This is a genomic window from Acidithiobacillus sp. TH-A36, from assembly GCF_057473445.1.
Genome location: NZ_JBYCKP010000313.1, coordinates 1 through 14909 on the forward strand (window position 1 = coordinate 1; position 14909 = coordinate 14909).

Annotated in this window: 14 protein-coding genes; 4 read left to right on the plus strand and 10 right to left on the minus strand. The window is 50.3% G+C overall.

The genetic code is table 11. The features are described from left to right. Together AC2VLY_RS08330 and AC2VLY_RS08335 are read left to right on the plus strand one after the other, a co-directional pair. Positions 1 to 542 (plus strand): GGDEF domain-containing protein (locus tag AC2VLY_RS08330; protein WP_486922083.1); only part of this gene is annotated, 542 nt, incomplete at its 5' end. Next, the gene (locus AC2VLY_RS08335; protein WP_486894256.1) at positions 535 to 720 is read left to right on the plus strand and encodes a hypothetical protein; all 186 of its coding nucleotides are present in this window, start codon (positions 535 to 537) and stop codon (positions 718 to 720) included. The genes AC2VLY_RS08330 and AC2VLY_RS08335, both read left to right, overlap by 8 nt. A 56-nt stretch (positions 721 to 776) precedes the next feature. Here the strand turns inward: AC2VLY_RS08335 and AC2VLY_RS08340 are convergent, their stop codons facing one another. Then, on the minus strand, positions 777 to 2258 hold the full coding sequence (locus AC2VLY_RS08340) for a tetratricopeptide repeat protein (RefSeq protein ID WP_486894258.1): 1482 nt from the start codon (positions 2256 to 2258) through the stop codon (positions 777 to 779). Next, a complete protein-coding gene (locus AC2VLY_RS08345) occupies positions 2255 to 3688 on the minus strand; it encodes a glycosyltransferase family 2 protein (protein ID WP_486922084.1) in 1434 nt (477 codons plus the stop codon). Before AC2VLY_RS08345 ends, AC2VLY_RS08340 begins: the two co-directional genes overlap by 4 nt. Before the next feature lie 407 nt (positions 3689 to 4095). Between AC2VLY_RS08345 and AC2VLY_RS08350 the strand changes: the two genes are divergently transcribed. Beyond that, on the plus strand, positions 4096 to 5154 hold the full coding sequence (locus AC2VLY_RS08350; protein WP_193650998.1) for a transporter family protein: 1059 nt from the start codon (positions 4096 to 4098) through the stop codon (positions 5152 to 5154). A gap of 76 nt (positions 5155 to 5230) precedes the next feature. Here AC2VLY_RS08350 and AC2VLY_RS08355 read toward each other — a convergent pair whose 3' ends face one another. The 8 genes from AC2VLY_RS08355 to AC2VLY_RS08390 form a co-directional block, all read right to left on the minus strand. Continuing rightward, positions 5231 to 6004: a hypothetical protein gene (locus AC2VLY_RS08355; protein ID WP_193650999.1), complete on the minus strand. Its 774-nt coding sequence runs from the start codon at positions 6002 to 6004 to the stop codon at positions 5231 to 5233. A 30-nt stretch (positions 6005 to 6034) separates the two neighbouring features. Next, entirely contained in the window at positions 6035 to 6751 is a 717-nt protein-coding gene (locus tag AC2VLY_RS08360; RefSeq protein WP_486891716.1) for a C39 family peptidase, read from the minus strand. 69 nt (positions 6752 to 6820) lie between these two features. Further along, positions 6821 to 8554 carry a hypothetical protein gene (locus tag AC2VLY_RS08365; protein ID WP_193651000.1) on the minus strand — a complete coding sequence of 578 codons (1734 nt, stop codon included), beginning with the start codon at positions 8552 to 8554 and terminating at the stop codon, positions 6821 to 6823. Between the two features lie 51 nt (positions 8555 to 8605). Then, positions 8606 to 9037 (minus strand): hypothetical protein, encoded by a 432-nt coding sequence (locus AC2VLY_RS08370; protein ID WP_486891717.1) that lies wholly within the window; start codon positions 9035 to 9037, stop codon positions 8606 to 8608. Between the two features lie 29 nt (positions 9038 to 9066). Next, positions 9067 to 9474 (minus strand): hypothetical protein, encoded by a 408-nt coding sequence (locus AC2VLY_RS08375; RefSeq protein ID WP_193651002.1) that lies wholly within the window; start codon positions 9472 to 9474, stop codon positions 9067 to 9069. A 370-nt stretch (positions 9475 to 9844) separates the two neighbouring features. Then, positions 9845 to 11500 carry a chaperonin GroEL gene (gene groL, locus AC2VLY_RS08380; RefSeq protein ID WP_193651003.1) on the minus strand — a complete coding sequence of 552 codons (1656 nt, stop codon included), beginning with the start codon at positions 11498 to 11500 and terminating at the stop codon, positions 9845 to 9847. A gap of 48 nt (positions 11501 to 11548) precedes the next feature. Beyond that, complete coding sequence (groES, locus tag AC2VLY_RS08385) at positions 11549 to 11839, minus strand: co-chaperone GroES (protein ID WP_193651004.1); 291 nt, start codon at positions 11837 to 11839, stop codon at positions 11549 to 11551. Between the two features lie 153 nt (positions 11840 to 11992). Continuing rightward, a complete protein-coding gene (locus tag AC2VLY_RS08390; protein ID WP_486922085.1) occupies positions 11993 to 12754 on the minus strand; it encodes an alpha/beta hydrolase in 762 nt (253 codons plus the stop codon). Between the two features lie 434 nt (positions 12755 to 13188). Between AC2VLY_RS08390 and dsbD the strand changes: the two genes are divergently transcribed. Continuing rightward, the coding region (dsbD, locus tag AC2VLY_RS08395) for a protein-disulfide reductase DsbD (RefSeq protein ID WP_486922086.1) at positions 13189 to 14909 on the plus strand (1721 nt) is incomplete at its 3' end.

Genomic DNA, 14909 nt, shown 5'->3' on the forward strand with positions numbered 1-14909 from the left:
ACCAGGTGGCCGTTACCTTGCCCCGCGTCCAGCGCGGCCACGGCGCCCTGGCCATCTGCATGATTGACCTCGATCATTTCAAGCCCATCAATGATCTTTACGGCCACGAGGCGGGGGACCATGTGTTGCGCGTGGTGGGCCGCCGCCTGCACGCCGCCCTGCGCCGCAGCGACTATGTGGCGCGTCTGGGTGGAGATGAATTTGTGCTGCTGATTGAAGGCTTCAACCACTTCGAGGAGCTGGAACTGATTCTGGTCAAAATCGAGGTCACCGTGAATGAACCCATTCATCTGCAATCGGGTGTTGTGGTCGGGGTCCGTCTGAGCATGGGGCTGTGTTTGTATCCTTCAGACTATGCGGGTGATTTCGAGACTCTGCTGCGCTATGCCGACCAGGCCCTGTACCAGTCCAAGGCCAAGAAACGCCAGCGCACCCGGTACTGGGAATTATTCGTCATGGAAGAAGCGTCTGGCGAAGCAATCAGTAAAGGCAGTGCTATACACACACAGATCGACAGGAGCGATGCAGACGAAAGTGGATAGATGTGATGCGCAGGATGCCCAACTGCAGACGCGAATTGTCATTGTCGATGACCAGTCCACCGCCGCAAGCATCTCGGAAAAATCAATCTGGAACCAAACGGCAGCAATACCGCAAAATTTCCAGAAAACCTGCCGGGCACTAACCGCTTATCTCGACGGCAAGCCCCAGACACGATGACCATGAACCCGCCATAGCCCTGCCTGCATCATGGGTAAGCGGATACAGCATTGCGCTTAAAACGGTATTGTTAGACTGGCTCCCACATAACTCCGATGATAACCAGCCCCCCCACCATAAGCACTGGCTACCTGAGAATAGCCCCCGGTGAGACTGAACTGTAAATGCGTCGAAACAATGCCGGTAATAGTGCCGTAAAAGTCAGTTATGGGCGTGGTGATACCGTCTATAGTCTGGTCCCCATATCCTGCATAAAGACGCATCACCGAGTATGGAGAGAATTTCTGCACGTAAATAATATAACCTAATGCTTCCCTGTAGTGATGGGGGCTGAAATATGCGTTTGTTGGTGAGCCGTTGATTGAGATTCGCAAAGGCGTTCCGCTGGTATAAGCCCTGAAATATCCCTGAACACCAACACTGATGGGCAGGCTGCTAAAGCTGTAAAACTCAGGGGTAACACGAACGACTACTCCGTCACGCTGGTTGCCATCACTAAAAGCCTGGTGAAAATAAGCGGCGCCCACGGTGCCGATATTTCTGAGGCGTCCGAAGCCCCCCAAACTGACCGTATTGACGAGAATTTTATTTTCCACGGCAGTAACCGTACGAATAGGTTGTCGATCAAAGCTGAGGTTGAGACCCCAGGAATCGCTGGGCTGATAATTCAGCTGTCCTGCCAGCCTTCCAAAAGTCCAGTTTCTCGCGGTGCTGACTCCGCCAAGTATGCTGTAATTCCAGTTGGTATTTATGGGTGCAGACCAGCCACCTTCCAGGGTCGAAAGGCCAATCTGACCATCGCTGTCGTTTATTTGCGTTTGGCGAAAGCCTGCATACCACATGGTGGGACTGAGGCTGTTGTCACCGAGTCCGACGCCGGGAATGGTGACCCCGGCCTGGTATGTTTGATTGATGTTGTGGTCGCTATCACTGCTGTACTGATAGCCCACGTTAATACGATCATGCAAAGGATAGTACACAAAATCAGAGGTTTGCCTGAAAAGCTGCGCTTGCCATTGAGGTCCAGGGTAAACCCCATGGGGTGCGGCCAGGTCCAGATGTTTCCAGGCAATGGTATCCCAACTCAATAAGGCGCTGGCAATGGCAGATTGCAATTGCGGGCCCGCACCCATGCTGCGAACCGGTTTTAAAATATCATAAGCTTCTCTTTGACGTCCTAAATTGATGAGTGCCCTGGCTAAACCCACCCGCATGGTTTTTTGATCCCCAGGACTATGGGCGATGGTGATGCCCTGGGAATAGGCGTTTTCTGCTTCGTGAGAATTACCAACCCAAAGTGCGGCATACCCAAGGCCAGACAGGGCGGCAAGCTGATCATCATGGTATTTGTCGGGATGGCGACGGATTTCATCTCTGGCTTTACGAAAATAAGACAAAGCCAAATCAGGATGTTCTTGTGTCAAAGCTTCGCGTCCCAGCCGGATATCATGTCCCGGGTCTGCAGCTGCAACAGTAGCACCAGAAAAAAAGATCAGCCCAGCAATGACTGCCATGGTTTGGATAGGTTTTTTTTTCACTTGGTACCCCATTTTTTTCTCAGGCTTAACAATTCTGAACCATAACCGGCGAGCGATGCTGGAGACATAAGTAATTGCGAAAGAAACACATAGAGAAACATGCCACGAAGATTTTTGCGAATGTGTATTCCGCGTTCTTTAAACATGGTGCTTTGTACCGAGAAAATCACGACGTTATTCAGTGCTGCCAAAGGTAATAGCAAGAGGGTTACTGGTCCGGCAAGCAGGAAAAATCCAAAGCAGGCGGCAATAAGCCCCGGGATAAAAAACAAGAGATAACTAAGATCCAGCCATGGAAATAACATATTCATGAAAACGAACTGGAGAGTTATTCTTCTTTTTAAAAAAATGCCAGGATGTGCCCGTATTGCTTCAAACATGCCGCGTGCCCAGCGCCGGCGTTGTTGAAAAAGCTGTTTGTAAGTTTCAGGTACGTTGGTAAATACAATGGCATTTTCGGCATAACCAATCCGGTAACCTTGCTTTAGTAATCCCCAGGAAAGAACGATATCTTCTCCAACACAAGGAGCCCATCCGCCCATTTCCTTGACCAGGTCGCGTTGATACAAGGAGAATGCACCCTGCGCAACCAGAGTACCCTGATAAAGACTCTGAACTCTTTTGACTACCGCAATGCCGTGGAAGTAATCCCATTCCTGTACTCTGGTGATCCATGATTTTCTTGAGTTGCGTACAGCAATTGCTCCAGCAACTGCAGCAGTACCCTCCGGGTCTCCAAGGTAGCGACCCACAATATATTTTAAGGCGTCCTTGTACAGAAACGTATCGGCATCAACGGTGATGATGATGCCATGCGAAGCTATGGCCAAGCCTGCATTGAGCGCGCTGGCCTTTCCCTGATTTTTCTTTTGTTTGATGAGCTTTATTCTTGGGTCAGTAATTTTTTCGACAATATCTGTCGTTTTATCGGTAGATCCATCATCAATAACAATGATTTCCATGATCCCTGAATAAAATTGATTAAGAATGGATTTCAGAGTGTCCTCAATAGCATTTTCCTCGTTGTAGGCAGCAATTAATATGCTCACTGCCGGTAGCTCACTCGGTGTGTTCATTGGAGGTCTTCGATCCAGAAGAATGCTGAATATGATAATACCTGAAATATATCCAGGGACGATGGCCATGCCACCAATCGCGAATATGGTCAGCACCCATCCAAATAAATCGGCGAGACTATCTATCCACGGGAGGGCGATCCAGATGCTGAATGAAACCCATAAAATGGCACCGAATTGGGCAATGAGAAATTTGCTGTAAACAGGGATGTAAACTTTCTTGTCTGCATTTCTTTGTAATTTTAGTCTTTCGTTATTTGCTGTATTATGACTGGCAAATATTTTATTTTTTTGTGGATGCAATGCGGTGACCACATTTTCATTTGATTCCTGCTCAGTTCTTGTTTCTAGCATGTTTATCCCAACCATTTTGTGGTGTCCATAAAACAAAAGCAAATAATATGCCAATTTAAATATATTGTTTTTTCAGTAAGATACGATTTAGTTGTATCATCGACCAAGAAAAAAATATCTAAAGTAATACAACAATGGTTGAATGTTTGCTATTAATTACAGTTTTTCAATATGTTACAAATTTATTTTGAGTGTTTCATCCACGTTACAGCAGCCTGTTTTTGTGCTTCTTGAGTATCAATAATGCATTAGAGGTGAGCAGAGGAAGCAGGTTGCCGGATATGTTTTCTCCGGGTATCCAAAAAATTCTATTTGGGTTATCATTTTCGCTAAAGACATGTTTGACAGAAAGTGTACTGCATCAGACATATGGCACGAGAAATAGAAACATTAGGAGTATCTTAAGTATGCGAAATCGATTTGTACTTGGCCTTGCTCTGACAGTGTTGAGTGGATTAACCTCTATGGAAGCCAGTGCGGCAGACCAAACTCTCAAGGCTCCACCAGAATCCGCCAGCAAAAAAGCGATTCTGCAACAAAATTCAGATTTCTTTTATCCGCAATTAACGCTGCAATCCAGCGTTTCCTATGCCTACTCAGATCAAAACACGTTGAATCTCAATGGTTTTCTTGCCCTGGGCGCTATTTTTCTAGGAAATATAAATATTTCAAAAGTCAATTCAAATATTTATACGTTCACTGAATCAGCCTACTATCCTGTCTCCAATCGTTTGCAGTTGGTGCTGAACGTGCCGATTGTCTATCGTCAGAGTGTTTACCAGATTGGCGGTGCACAGGATGCGTCTAAAAGCTACAGCCAAGCGACGGTTTCCTCGGGTGGTCCGCGTCTTGGGGATATCAGTTTTGGTGGTTATTACCAGATTTTTAATGAAAGTAAAAACTGGCCCAGTTTGACAGCCAGTCTTCTGCTTACTGCACCTACTGGCATAAATCCCTATGGAATAAAGGTCTACCAACCTGACGCCGGCAACTCTAATCTCATCGTCCCTACTAATTTACCCACTGGTAATGGCGTTTGGACCTTGAACCCGGGGCTCTCTTTTGTGGCCACCTCGGATCCGGCGATTTTTTTTGGAAGTGTCAGTTATTATTATAATTTCAATAAAAATTTTCCTGATATCAGTACGGCAATGGATCAGATTCAGCCCGGGGAAGTCGCATTGGGAAATGCATTTCAATACAGTTTGGGAGTGGCTTTTGCCTTGAATGATCGACTGAGTCTGAGTACTTCTTTTGCCGACCGTATTCAGTCTGACACGCAAATCAGGACTCCAGGTGGCCCATGGACGACACTGGTTGGAAGTGGAGCTAATGTTGCCATTGCCAATGTTGGAATGACTTATGCCTTTAACTCGAAATCTTCAGTGATTATGAATCTTGGTGCGGGAATGACAAGCAGTGCGCCGAGTTTTCAGCTTACGGCCACTATCCCTTATAATTTCTGATGTGATTTAATAGTGGAAAAACAGGGGGATAACTTAGATTAAGTTATTCCCCCTTTTTAAATTCACTAAAAATATTTTATGGCGCAGCAGTTAATCCACGCATACTGCCCAAAATTGACTGTAACTGCGCGATGTTCTGGGTATTTACTTTGTTTTGATTGACACCCAAGGTCAGCTTCATCTGATTTTGTATGATGTTTAAATTGGTGCCCACCTGAGCTATTTGGAATAATCCATTGGGTCCTATGCCTTGACGAACAGATGCCCCTCCATTATTGATTGCCATGGATAACTGTCCATTATTTTGTACAGTCATGGTAGTCGAATTGTTTATATTGTTTACTCCTTCCGTTAGGGCTGTTCCAGAGATGGGAGTGTCCGGTGTGCCTTTAACTACATTCAATGACATTCCGTTCTGAATGGAATTGCTATTCCCCGCAATTTGAATAGCTTGGGTAACTCCCCTGGTGTTATTAATTCCGCTACCATCAACTTGGTTATTGGTGCTTCGGGTGGCTTGCGGCAGGTTACCATTTACAGAATAGGTAATAGTGGGTAAGAAAATATTCCCAGAACTGTTTAGTGCGACATTCATGGTGCTGCGCATGGGTGTTTGGCTATTTTCAGAGGTCCAGTTAGTTTGCATTTCCACGCCAAAATAAACGATGGAGCCACCAATGACGCCGCGTCCCACAATTTTTGACAAGGCTTGATCGGAAACCGGTTTGAAACTGATTGGTAGCACCTGTGTTAAGGGGAGTGCCAACGCTGCTGGACTGAGGAGTAGCGACGAGGCAGCCATACAACAACCCGCCACTACAGCCGTTTTATGTAGTAGATATTCGTTCATGATGTGCCTCTCTCAAGTATATATTTATGATTAAAAGTAATTTGCCTGATCAAAACCAAAGTGTGCCGGCGATACTTTTGTGTTGGGTAAAATGCCATGCAGCAGTTTAAGTGCGCTGGGTGGTTCTGGTGGGCTGAGAAGCACCGAATGTGGTTCAAAGCCTTTCCCGAATACTGCAAAAACAATCTTGTTCCAGTCTTTAAGAAATTGTTTTTTAGGCATGATACGATTCCCAAGGGCAGGATCGGCCAGATAGACGTGTTCTGCTCCCGTTTTCTCAAGAACAACAAAGTGCTTGTAGCCGCCAAGATCCAATAACACTATGACCGGAATATGAATATTTTCGAGCTCTGCGGGAGTGACAATGTATCCATCGCCCTTTAGCCCGATCTTGTCTACATACTTTTTAAGATCCAGCATGGAAAATCCGACTTTTTTAACTTCTGCTGGATCGCTCACGGTGAACAGGCCTTTTATGACCTCTTCTTCGTCAACATTCTGGCCGAATGCGTATTTGAGGATGGTTGCCAATGAAGCGGCTCCACAGGAAAAGTCTGTGTGTTGCCGAACGACATGAATAAAATGCATGCCTATCATGTTCGTGACAGGTAGACGAATGACGCCTGCTCCAGGAATTATCCCGCCAAAGGCTGCTGCCTTGACATCACTGCTTTGGGTAAGAGCAAACACCCCTGCCATGATCAGGCTGGACAAGACAAAAGGACGTATTACTTTGGATTTATACATGATGGCAGCCTCCTGATGAATTTTGTAAAACTGCCACCCCATAGGGGGTGGCGAAGTTTCATCTGGTGCTTACTGAGCGCTGGCAATTGCCATGGTATTGGACTGCTGGTTGCCGTTGCCTGCGGTGACGTTCAGACCGATGTTACCGGAAGCATTCTGCAAGGCATTGCCGCTGACGCTGCTGGTATAGGTCGAGGCCACGGTACCACCAAGATTGGTATAGGCCATCTGACTGACTGGCGCACAAGCCGTTGCCATGGCGTGGGTAGAAGCAACTGAAACCAGTGCCAGCCCATTCTGCTGCTGGTTCTGAACTCCGGTGGCCACGTTGATGCCGATATTGCCGACGGCATTCTCTGCTGCATTGCCATTGATGAAGCTGGAATCGGTGGTTTTGGTATCAGAGGCAATGTTGCTGACCGAAAGCTGCTGGGCAGCAGCTATGGCGGTGCCCCAAGAATGACTCTTCCCTTTGCTGACGTAGCTCAGAGCGGTAGAGTTACCCTGTTGATTGTTGGCACCCGAAGCCAGATTCACGCCAATGTTGCCAGTGGCACCTTGCAGGGCATTGCTGCCGATTCCGGCGGCATTGTTCTGGTAGGACAGATACCAGGCCAAAGGCCCAAAAATTACAGGGATGCCCTGTGAACTGAGGACTCCACCCATGGACTGGCTGGTACCTGCAGTGGCGGTGGCACCATAGCTCTTGCTGCCAGTGGCAATGGCCAGGGAGTTGCTCTGCTGATTGCTGATACCGGCAGCCTGATTGAGACCAATGTTGCCGGCAGCATTGCTTAGTACATTCCCATAAACACCGGTTTCATTGCTGCCACCGACCATGTGGCCATAGTTCAGGGTGCTGAGGTTGGCCTCACTACCCATGTTCTGGCTGGTGTTGGTGGCCGAGTCAACCATGCCAGCTTTTTTGGCAGCGCTGGCTATGGAGGTGCTGTTCTGCTGCTGGTTGAAACTGCCCGAGGCCATGTTTACACCGATGTTGCCAGCGGCTCCCTGCAGAGCGTGTGCAGTCAGGTCGACAGCGTTGGCACCACCCACCACCTGTATCGCAAGGTTTTGCCCCTGGCTCTGCGCGGTGTAGGTGGAAGCGTCAGACTTCGTCGTTTTCTTGCTCACGGAAGCCAGCGCCATGGAGTTGCTCTGCTGGTTGCTAATGCCCGCAGCCTGGTTGACACCGATGTTGCCTGCAGTGTTGCTTAACGCACTTCCGCCGATTTGGGTGTTGTTGGCATTTCCCTGGCTACCAAAGTTATAGACGCTGGCACTCAAATTCTGACCAAGATTCTGGCTGGTGCTGGTCGTTGCGGTGGAGCTCACGGCCTTCTTGGCAGAGGACACGGCCAGATTATTCTGCTGCTGGTTGAAAATGCCGGAGGCCATATTGGCACCAATGTTGCCGGAGGCACCAGAGAGCGCATGGTCGGTCATGTTGACATTGTTGCTACCATTAACCATCTGGATGGCAAGATTACGGCCCTGACCCTGGGTGGCAGAAACAGCGGCAGTTGATGCGGCATGGATCTTACCGTTGGCGGCCAGGGAGCCAGCGTTGGACTGCTGGTTCTGGTTACCGGTGGCGATATTGACGCCAACGTTGCCAACACTGCCCGCACCGGCATTGCCCAGCATGTTGGCATGGTTGGTGGAGTTCATAACAGAAATCTGGGTATTGCTACTGCTCTGCTGGCCGTTGTTGACACTGGCACCTGCAGCGAACGCCATGGGCGCGGCCACGAGGGCGGCAATGGCAATGGCAACTGGACTTAACTTGATAGAGGTTTTCATACTATTCTCCTTGAGTGGGTGTTATACACATAACAACGATGTTGATACTGCCTAGTGAATCACCCCGGGGGCTATCCCGAGGGCGAAACTGTTTGCTGAGGTGTTGCCTGATCCTGATACCTGATTGATCTGAGCAATGCCTTCAGCTCCTTTAAAAGCTGTGGGACTGATGACCACACTATTCAAACTGTTGGGTGTTGACGATGGGTCTTTTGTGGCTGAATCAGTATTTGTAACGCTTTGCGACAAAATGTTATTTGATACAGGTCTGATAGCACCAATAACCATTTGGACGCTGTTGGCTTGAGCATTACCTGCTCCTGCAACTTCATTAATAGCCATAACACCTGTACCGTTTACAAACGCATTCCCTTCAATAACGGTGCTCGAATGATTTACGGGTGCTGTCTGAGGGGCTGCTGTAGCGCTCACGGAAAATCCGGCAAAAATCAAGGCCAACCCTACAAGAAATTCTGACTTCATTGCTCTCGGCTCCCTTTATCTGAAAATTGTTAGCGATTTGTGGACATGCTGATGCTTTGCAGATTGTTCCCGCCGCTCCATTCAATGGAGGTTTTACCGCCGCCAGAGCGCGTCTGCAGTTCATCCCAAAGAACTACTCCATTGGTGTTCCGTCCTATCGTAGGCAGGCTAACCGGAATACCTTTGCCCGAGACTCTCGCCAACTGTTGATTGGATACCTTGCTGTCTATTTCAAATTGATGGGTTGCTTTGCTCGCTCCAACAAACGATTTATTTAAATTCGTTTGTTGAGGAAACAGGGTTGCTTCTTTCTGGATTTGCTTGCTGGATACGAGGGTATCTGCTTGCGCTAATCCAACATAAGGCACAAAACATATCAAGCCAAGAGCTAATATTGACCATTTATAATTAACGGTGATCTTATGAAGTGTGTTCATTTTCTTGGCACCAAGAAGCTGATTGTACGCTCTTCATGAGCAGTTATCGTGCCACTTGTTAAACTCTATATATAACAACATGTTAAATTTTATTTGAGCGGGAGACTCTTTTGCGCATATCAATTGTGTGTAACAGATTGATGACCACGCTTACATGAAAAACTCAGCTATGGTGGTAAATTTACAAGTAAAACAATCATGAATGGATTTTTGTAGAACTGTAATTTTTTTGATACGGCTGATTCTGTTGCTGCTGTATTTGGTGATTTCAAATGCGGTACTTAATGTGGAACAGGTTTTTTACGCAAAAAAACCGGCCCCCCAATCAGGGGGCCGGTTTTCTGATGCTACAGACTGCGGGTGAAGAGGCTTAGAAGCCGCCCATACCACCCATGCCGCCCATACCACCCATATCACCACCCATATCGCCGCCTGCCTTGTCATCCTTCTTGGGCAGTTCGGTGACCATGGCTTCCGTGGTGATCATCAGGCCGGCAATGCTGGAGGCCTTCTGCAACGCGGTGCGGGTAACCTTGGTCGGGTCAATGACGCCCATTTCGAACATGTCACCATATTCGTCGGTGGCAGCGTTGTAACCATAACCAGCCTTACCGTCTACCACCTTGTTCAGAATGACGCTGCCTTCACCGCCGGCATTAGCCACAATCTGACGCAAAGGTTCTTCAATGGCGCGGCGGATGATGGCCACACCCATGTCCTGGTCGTGGTTGGCAGTTTTGAAGCCTTCCAGCGCATGACGGGCACGGACCAGGGCCACACCACCTCCGGGGACGATGCCTTCTTCGACGGCCGCACGGGTAGCATGCAGGGCGTCTTCGACACGGGCCTTCTTTTCCTTCATTTCCATTTCGGAACCGGCACCGACCTTGATGACAGCAACGCCGCCGGCCAGTTTGGCCACCCGTTCCTGGAGTTTTTCACGGTCGTAGTCGGAGCTGGCATCTTCCATCTGACGACGGATCTGCTCGACGCGGGCCTTGATTTCGCCCTGCTGACCAGCACCATCGATAATGGTGGTGTTTTCCTTGTCAATGACGATTTTCTTGGCCTGACCGAGGTCGGCAAGCGTGGTGCTTTCCAGTTTCATGCCGATTTCTTCGGAGACCACGCGGCCGCCGGTGAGAATTGCCATGTCTTCGAGCATCGCCTTGCGACGGTCACCAAAGCCAGGGGCCTTGACAGCAGCAACCTTGATGATGCCCCGCATGGTGTTGACGACCAGGGTAGCCAAGGCTTCGCCTTCCACGTCTTCAGCAATGATCAGCAACGGACGGCTGGCCTTGGCAACCTGCTCCAGGACCGGCAGCATGTCACGAATGGAAGAGATTTTCTTGTCGTGCAGGAGGATGTAGGGATTCTCCAGATCGGCAACCATCTTGTCCTGGTTGTTGACGAAGTAGGGGGACAGGTAGCCGCGATCAAACTGCATCCCTTCCACGACGTCCAGTTCGTTGTCGAGGCCAGAGCCTTCTTCGACCGTGATGACGCCTTCGTTACCGACTTTTTCCATGGCTTCGGCAATGATTTTGCCGATGGAGTCATCAGAGTTGGCAGAAATGGTGCCGACCTGGGCCACTTCCTTCTGGGTTTTGCAGGGCTTGGACTGCTTTTTCAGCTCTTCGACAATAACGGCGACCGACTTGTCGATGCCGCGCTTCAGATCCATGGGGTTCATTCCGGCGATCACGGCCTTGAGGCCTTCGCGGATGATGGCCTGGGCCAGAACCGTGGCAGTGGTGGTGCCGTCACCGGCTTCATCGGAAGCCTGGGAGGCGACTTCTTTCACCATCTGCGCGCCCATGTTTTCGAACTTGTCGGCCAGTTCGATTTCCTTGGCGACGGAGACGCCGTCCTTGGTGATGGTGGGGGCACCGAATGACTTGTCGAGCACCACATTACGACCCTTCGGGCCCAGGGTGACCTTGACGGCATCGGCAAGTACGTTGACGCCGCGCAGCATTTTTTCGCGGGCGTGTTCAGCAAAGGCAACTTGTTTGGCTGGCATAAATACTCCTCAAAATAAATGAATAAGGGTTGATATATTCAGCAACACTTACTTTTCGATGACCGCCATGATGTCGTCTTCACGCATCACCAGCAGCTCTTCGCCTTCCACCTTGATTTCGGTGCCGGCATATTTGGCAAACAGGACGTGGTCCCCTGTTTTTACATCAAGGGCACGGACTTTGCCGTCTTCCAGAATTTTGCCGTGACCAGCGGCGACGATTTCGCCACGCACGGGTTTTTCCTTGGCCGTATCGGGAATGATGATTCCGCCGGCGGTCTTCTGCTCTTCTTCCAGGCGACGAATAACGACGCGATCATGTAAAGGACGCAGTTTCATTGAGCATTTCCTCGTTTTTACAAGTGAATGGATGTCTTCATCCTGGGTGTTGTTAGCAGTCACACCCATCGAGTGCTAATCATAGGCGCTGAGATTCCGCTGTCAAGGGGGCACTACATGATTTTAGTGCGCTGTCCGATCATCCGGTGCCCTTTAGGCAAGCGGCCCCCAGAGCCCGGAAAGGCTCTGCAGCAATACCCGATCCGCACCCTGTAAGCGGTGATTGATGCCGGGGAGGGGGCGCACGGCGAGCTGTTCACAATGGGCGTGCGCTGCAAATTGATAGCTTTGCTGCAGGGGAACGGCTTCATCGTCAGTCCCGTGCAGGATTTCCACCGGACAATGCAGATGCACCGGGAAACGCAGTAAATCATAACGCCAGCTGTCAGCCACCAGGTCGAAGCGCATGCGCAATTCACCCAGCCCGTAATGATCCTGCCAGCCGCGCAGGTTGCTGGTTTGCCAGTTGTGTTGATCTTCCGGTGAAAGGGTTTGAAAGAGTGTCTGAATGAAGTTGTAGGCGGGTGCAATCAGGAGGAGGGCGCGCAGACGTTCCGGCCAGCGTGTCGCGGCAAGGGTGGCCAGCCAGCCGCCCATGCTGGAGCCGACCAGAATGACGGGCCGGTTTTCCAGCATTTGCAGAATCAGGCGCAGGTCTTCCAGATAACGCGAGAGGGTCAGCTGTTCAAAAAGTCCATCAGAGCGGCCGACGCCACGAGGATCAAAGCGCACCCACGACCAACCCTGATTTTGTGCATATTTGGCCAGAAGTCGGGATTTGGAGCCATTCATGTTGGAAGCAAAGCCCGGTAGAAAAATGCCTACCGGATCTTGATGGGTTTCATGAATGAGTCCGGCAAGGCGCTCACCGTTGGCATGAACGAGCGTAAAGGCGCGTTCGGCAGAAGGGATCATGGCTGTGGCTCCACATAAAAAAAGGGCGACACTATAGTCGCCCTAAAACCACAAAGGAGGAAAGAAACATGCGCTCGCAATCCAAACTTGCTGGTGCAGATCGCCTGGATATATTAGCAAAAGGTAACGCTTCTTGCAAATAACATCCCGACCGGTCGGAAAAAAGAAGGGCGAAATCCGAGGATTCGCCCTAAAACCACCAAAGGAGGAAGAAACATGCGCTCGCAACCTATCACAGCCGCTTGCATAAGATTGGAGCATGGACCATTCAAAAAGTTCCTGAGCAGCAAAATTTTCTTCAAGGCCGGTTGTGAGGTCTGCTCAGGAAGGCCATGGCCTGCTTGTTGCTAGTAACTGAGAAGGGTAGGCTGCAACACTTTCCCCTTTTAAGCCCCTACGGGAGGGGCATCCACAGGTTCGGGAGCAAAATCGGCATGGTTGTTCTGCAGGCACATAGGACCCTTTGGGCCAGGTTCATTATTTTATGTAGTGCAGTTCTGTTATTTGGACTGAGTGCCAGTTATGCCCATGCTGATCATTTTCTCAGTCCGGATCAGGCGTTCAGCTTTTCCGCGAAGTTGTCCAGTCCCGACCATCTGCAGTTGCGCTGGGATGCGGCACCCGGTTATCACCTCTATAGAGACCGCATTCAGGTATCGGTGCTGCCCACCAGCATTTTGTTGGGAAAGTACACGCTTCCCAAGGGGGTGATGCTGAATGACCCGGCTTTTGGAAAAATGCGGGTTCTGGAGGGCGAGAACACCGTAATCATTCCTTTCTCGGTCAAAGGCACCCCGCCGGGCGCTTTGACCGTCAAAGCCACTTATCAGGGCTGTGCCAACGCAGGGGTTTGTTATCCTGAACAAAGCAAGACAGTACAGTTGTCCTTGCAGGCCCCGGCTTCCGCAACGATACCGACCGCTTCGCTACCCAGTCCCCATTCCCGGCCTTCACAGGTAAAAAGTAGCAGTAATGCCGGAGTACTGGCTGGCGCTCTGCAGGACAGTTTCTGGCTGACTTTAGGACTGTTTTTTGTTGCCGGTCTGGGGCTGGCTTTTACGCCCTGTATATTTCCGATGATTCCCATTTTGTCAGCGCTGATTGTCGGTCAGGAAGCCAAACGGGGTACACAAAAATCCCGGGCTTTTACTTTGTCGCTGGCTTATGTACTGGGCATGGCGTTGACTTACACCATTGCGGGCGTGTTGGCAGCAATCACGGGCGCCTACCTGCAGGCTGTTTTTCAGAACCCCTGGATTCTGGGTGCATTCGCATCGATATTTGTGTTATTGGCGCTTTCCATGTTCGGGTTTTATGAGTTGCAAATGCCCACTAGTTTGCAAACCCGGCTTTCCGGCTTGGGAAAGGGCGGACATCTGTTCAGTAGTTTTGTCATGGGAGCCTTGTCGGCGCTCATTGTCGGTCCTTGTGTGGCGGCACCATTGGCAGGGGCCTTATTGTTCATTTCCCAGACAGGTAATGTATTTTTGGGCGGACTGTCGCTGTTTGTCCTGAGTCTGGGGATGGGCGTACCCCTCTTGATTATCGGGACTTCAGCGGGGCGGTTGTTGCCGCGTGCCGGTGCCTGGATGGACGCAGTCAAGGCCATTTTTGGCGTGCTGATGTTGGGGGTGGCCATCTGGCTGATGGCCCGGGTGCTGCCAGGCGCAGTCAGTCTGGCGCTTTGGGCAGCTCTGGCCGTGATTTCCTCTATCTACCTGGGGGCGCTGGACGCTTTGGGGGCTGAAGCCACAGGCTGGAGACGCTTCCGGAAAGGCGTGGGAATCCTCGTGCTTGCCTATGGTCTGGTGATGGGGATGGGCGCGTTGAGCGGTGCCAGTGATCCGCTACAGCCGTTCTCAAGAGTCCTGGAGGCGGGAAAAGGTGCAGACCGCTCACAGCAGGCTGCTTTGCACTTTAGCGTAGTAAAAAGCCCCCAAGCCCTCGATGCTGCACTGAAGCAGGCTGATGGTAAACCCGTCCTGGTGGATTATTGGGCCAGCTGGTGCGTGGAATGCGCACGCATGGACAAGGTGACCTTCGCGACGCCAGAGGTGGAAAATGCCCTGCACAATTGGGTATTAATCCGCGTGGATGTGACCCGGGATGACGCCAATAGCCGGGCTTTGCTGAAACGTTACAATCTGGTTGGCCC

What these genes read in the sequence shown, in the direction of transcription:
- AC2VLY_RS08390 (WP_486922085.1), bottom strand. Translation starts at nt 12,754, where the DNA reads ATGATCCCTTCTGCCGAACGCGCCTTTACGCTCGTTCATGCCAACGGT.
- AC2VLY_RS08375 (WP_193651002.1), bottom strand. Translation starts at nt 9,474, where the DNA reads ATGAACACACTTCATAAGATCACCGTTAATTATAAATGGTCAATATTA.
- AC2VLY_RS08355 (WP_193650999.1), bottom strand. Translation starts at nt 6,004, where the DNA reads ATGAACGAATATCTACTACATAAAACGGCTGTAGTGGCGGGTTGTTGT.
- AC2VLY_RS08345 (WP_486922084.1), bottom strand. Translation starts at nt 3,688, where the DNA reads ATGCTAGAAACAAGAACTGAGCAGGAATCAAATGAAAATGTGGTCACC.
- AC2VLY_RS08370 (WP_486891717.1), bottom strand. Translation starts at nt 9,037, where the DNA reads ATGAAGTCAGAATTTCTTGTAGGGTTGGCCTTGATTTTTGCCGGATTT.
- groL (WP_193651003.1), bottom strand. Translation starts at nt 11,500, where the DNA reads ATGCCAGCCAAACAAGTTGCCTTTGCTGAACACGCCCGCGAAAAAATG.
- AC2VLY_RS08360 (WP_486891716.1), bottom strand. Translation starts at nt 6,751, where the DNA reads ATGTATAAATCCAAAGTAATACGTCCTTTTGTCTTGTCCAGCCTGATC.
- groES (WP_193651004.1), bottom strand. Translation starts at nt 11,839, where the DNA reads ATGAAACTGCGTCCTTTACATGATCGCGTCGTTATTCGTCGCCTGGAA.
- AC2VLY_RS08350 (WP_193650998.1), top strand. Translation starts at nt 4,096, where the DNA reads ATGCGAAATCGATTTGTACTTGGCCTTGCTCTGACAGTGTTGAGTGGA.
- AC2VLY_RS08365 (WP_193651000.1), bottom strand. Translation starts at nt 8,554, where the DNA reads ATGAAAACCTCTATCAAGTTAAGTCCAGTTGCCATTGCCATTGCCGCC.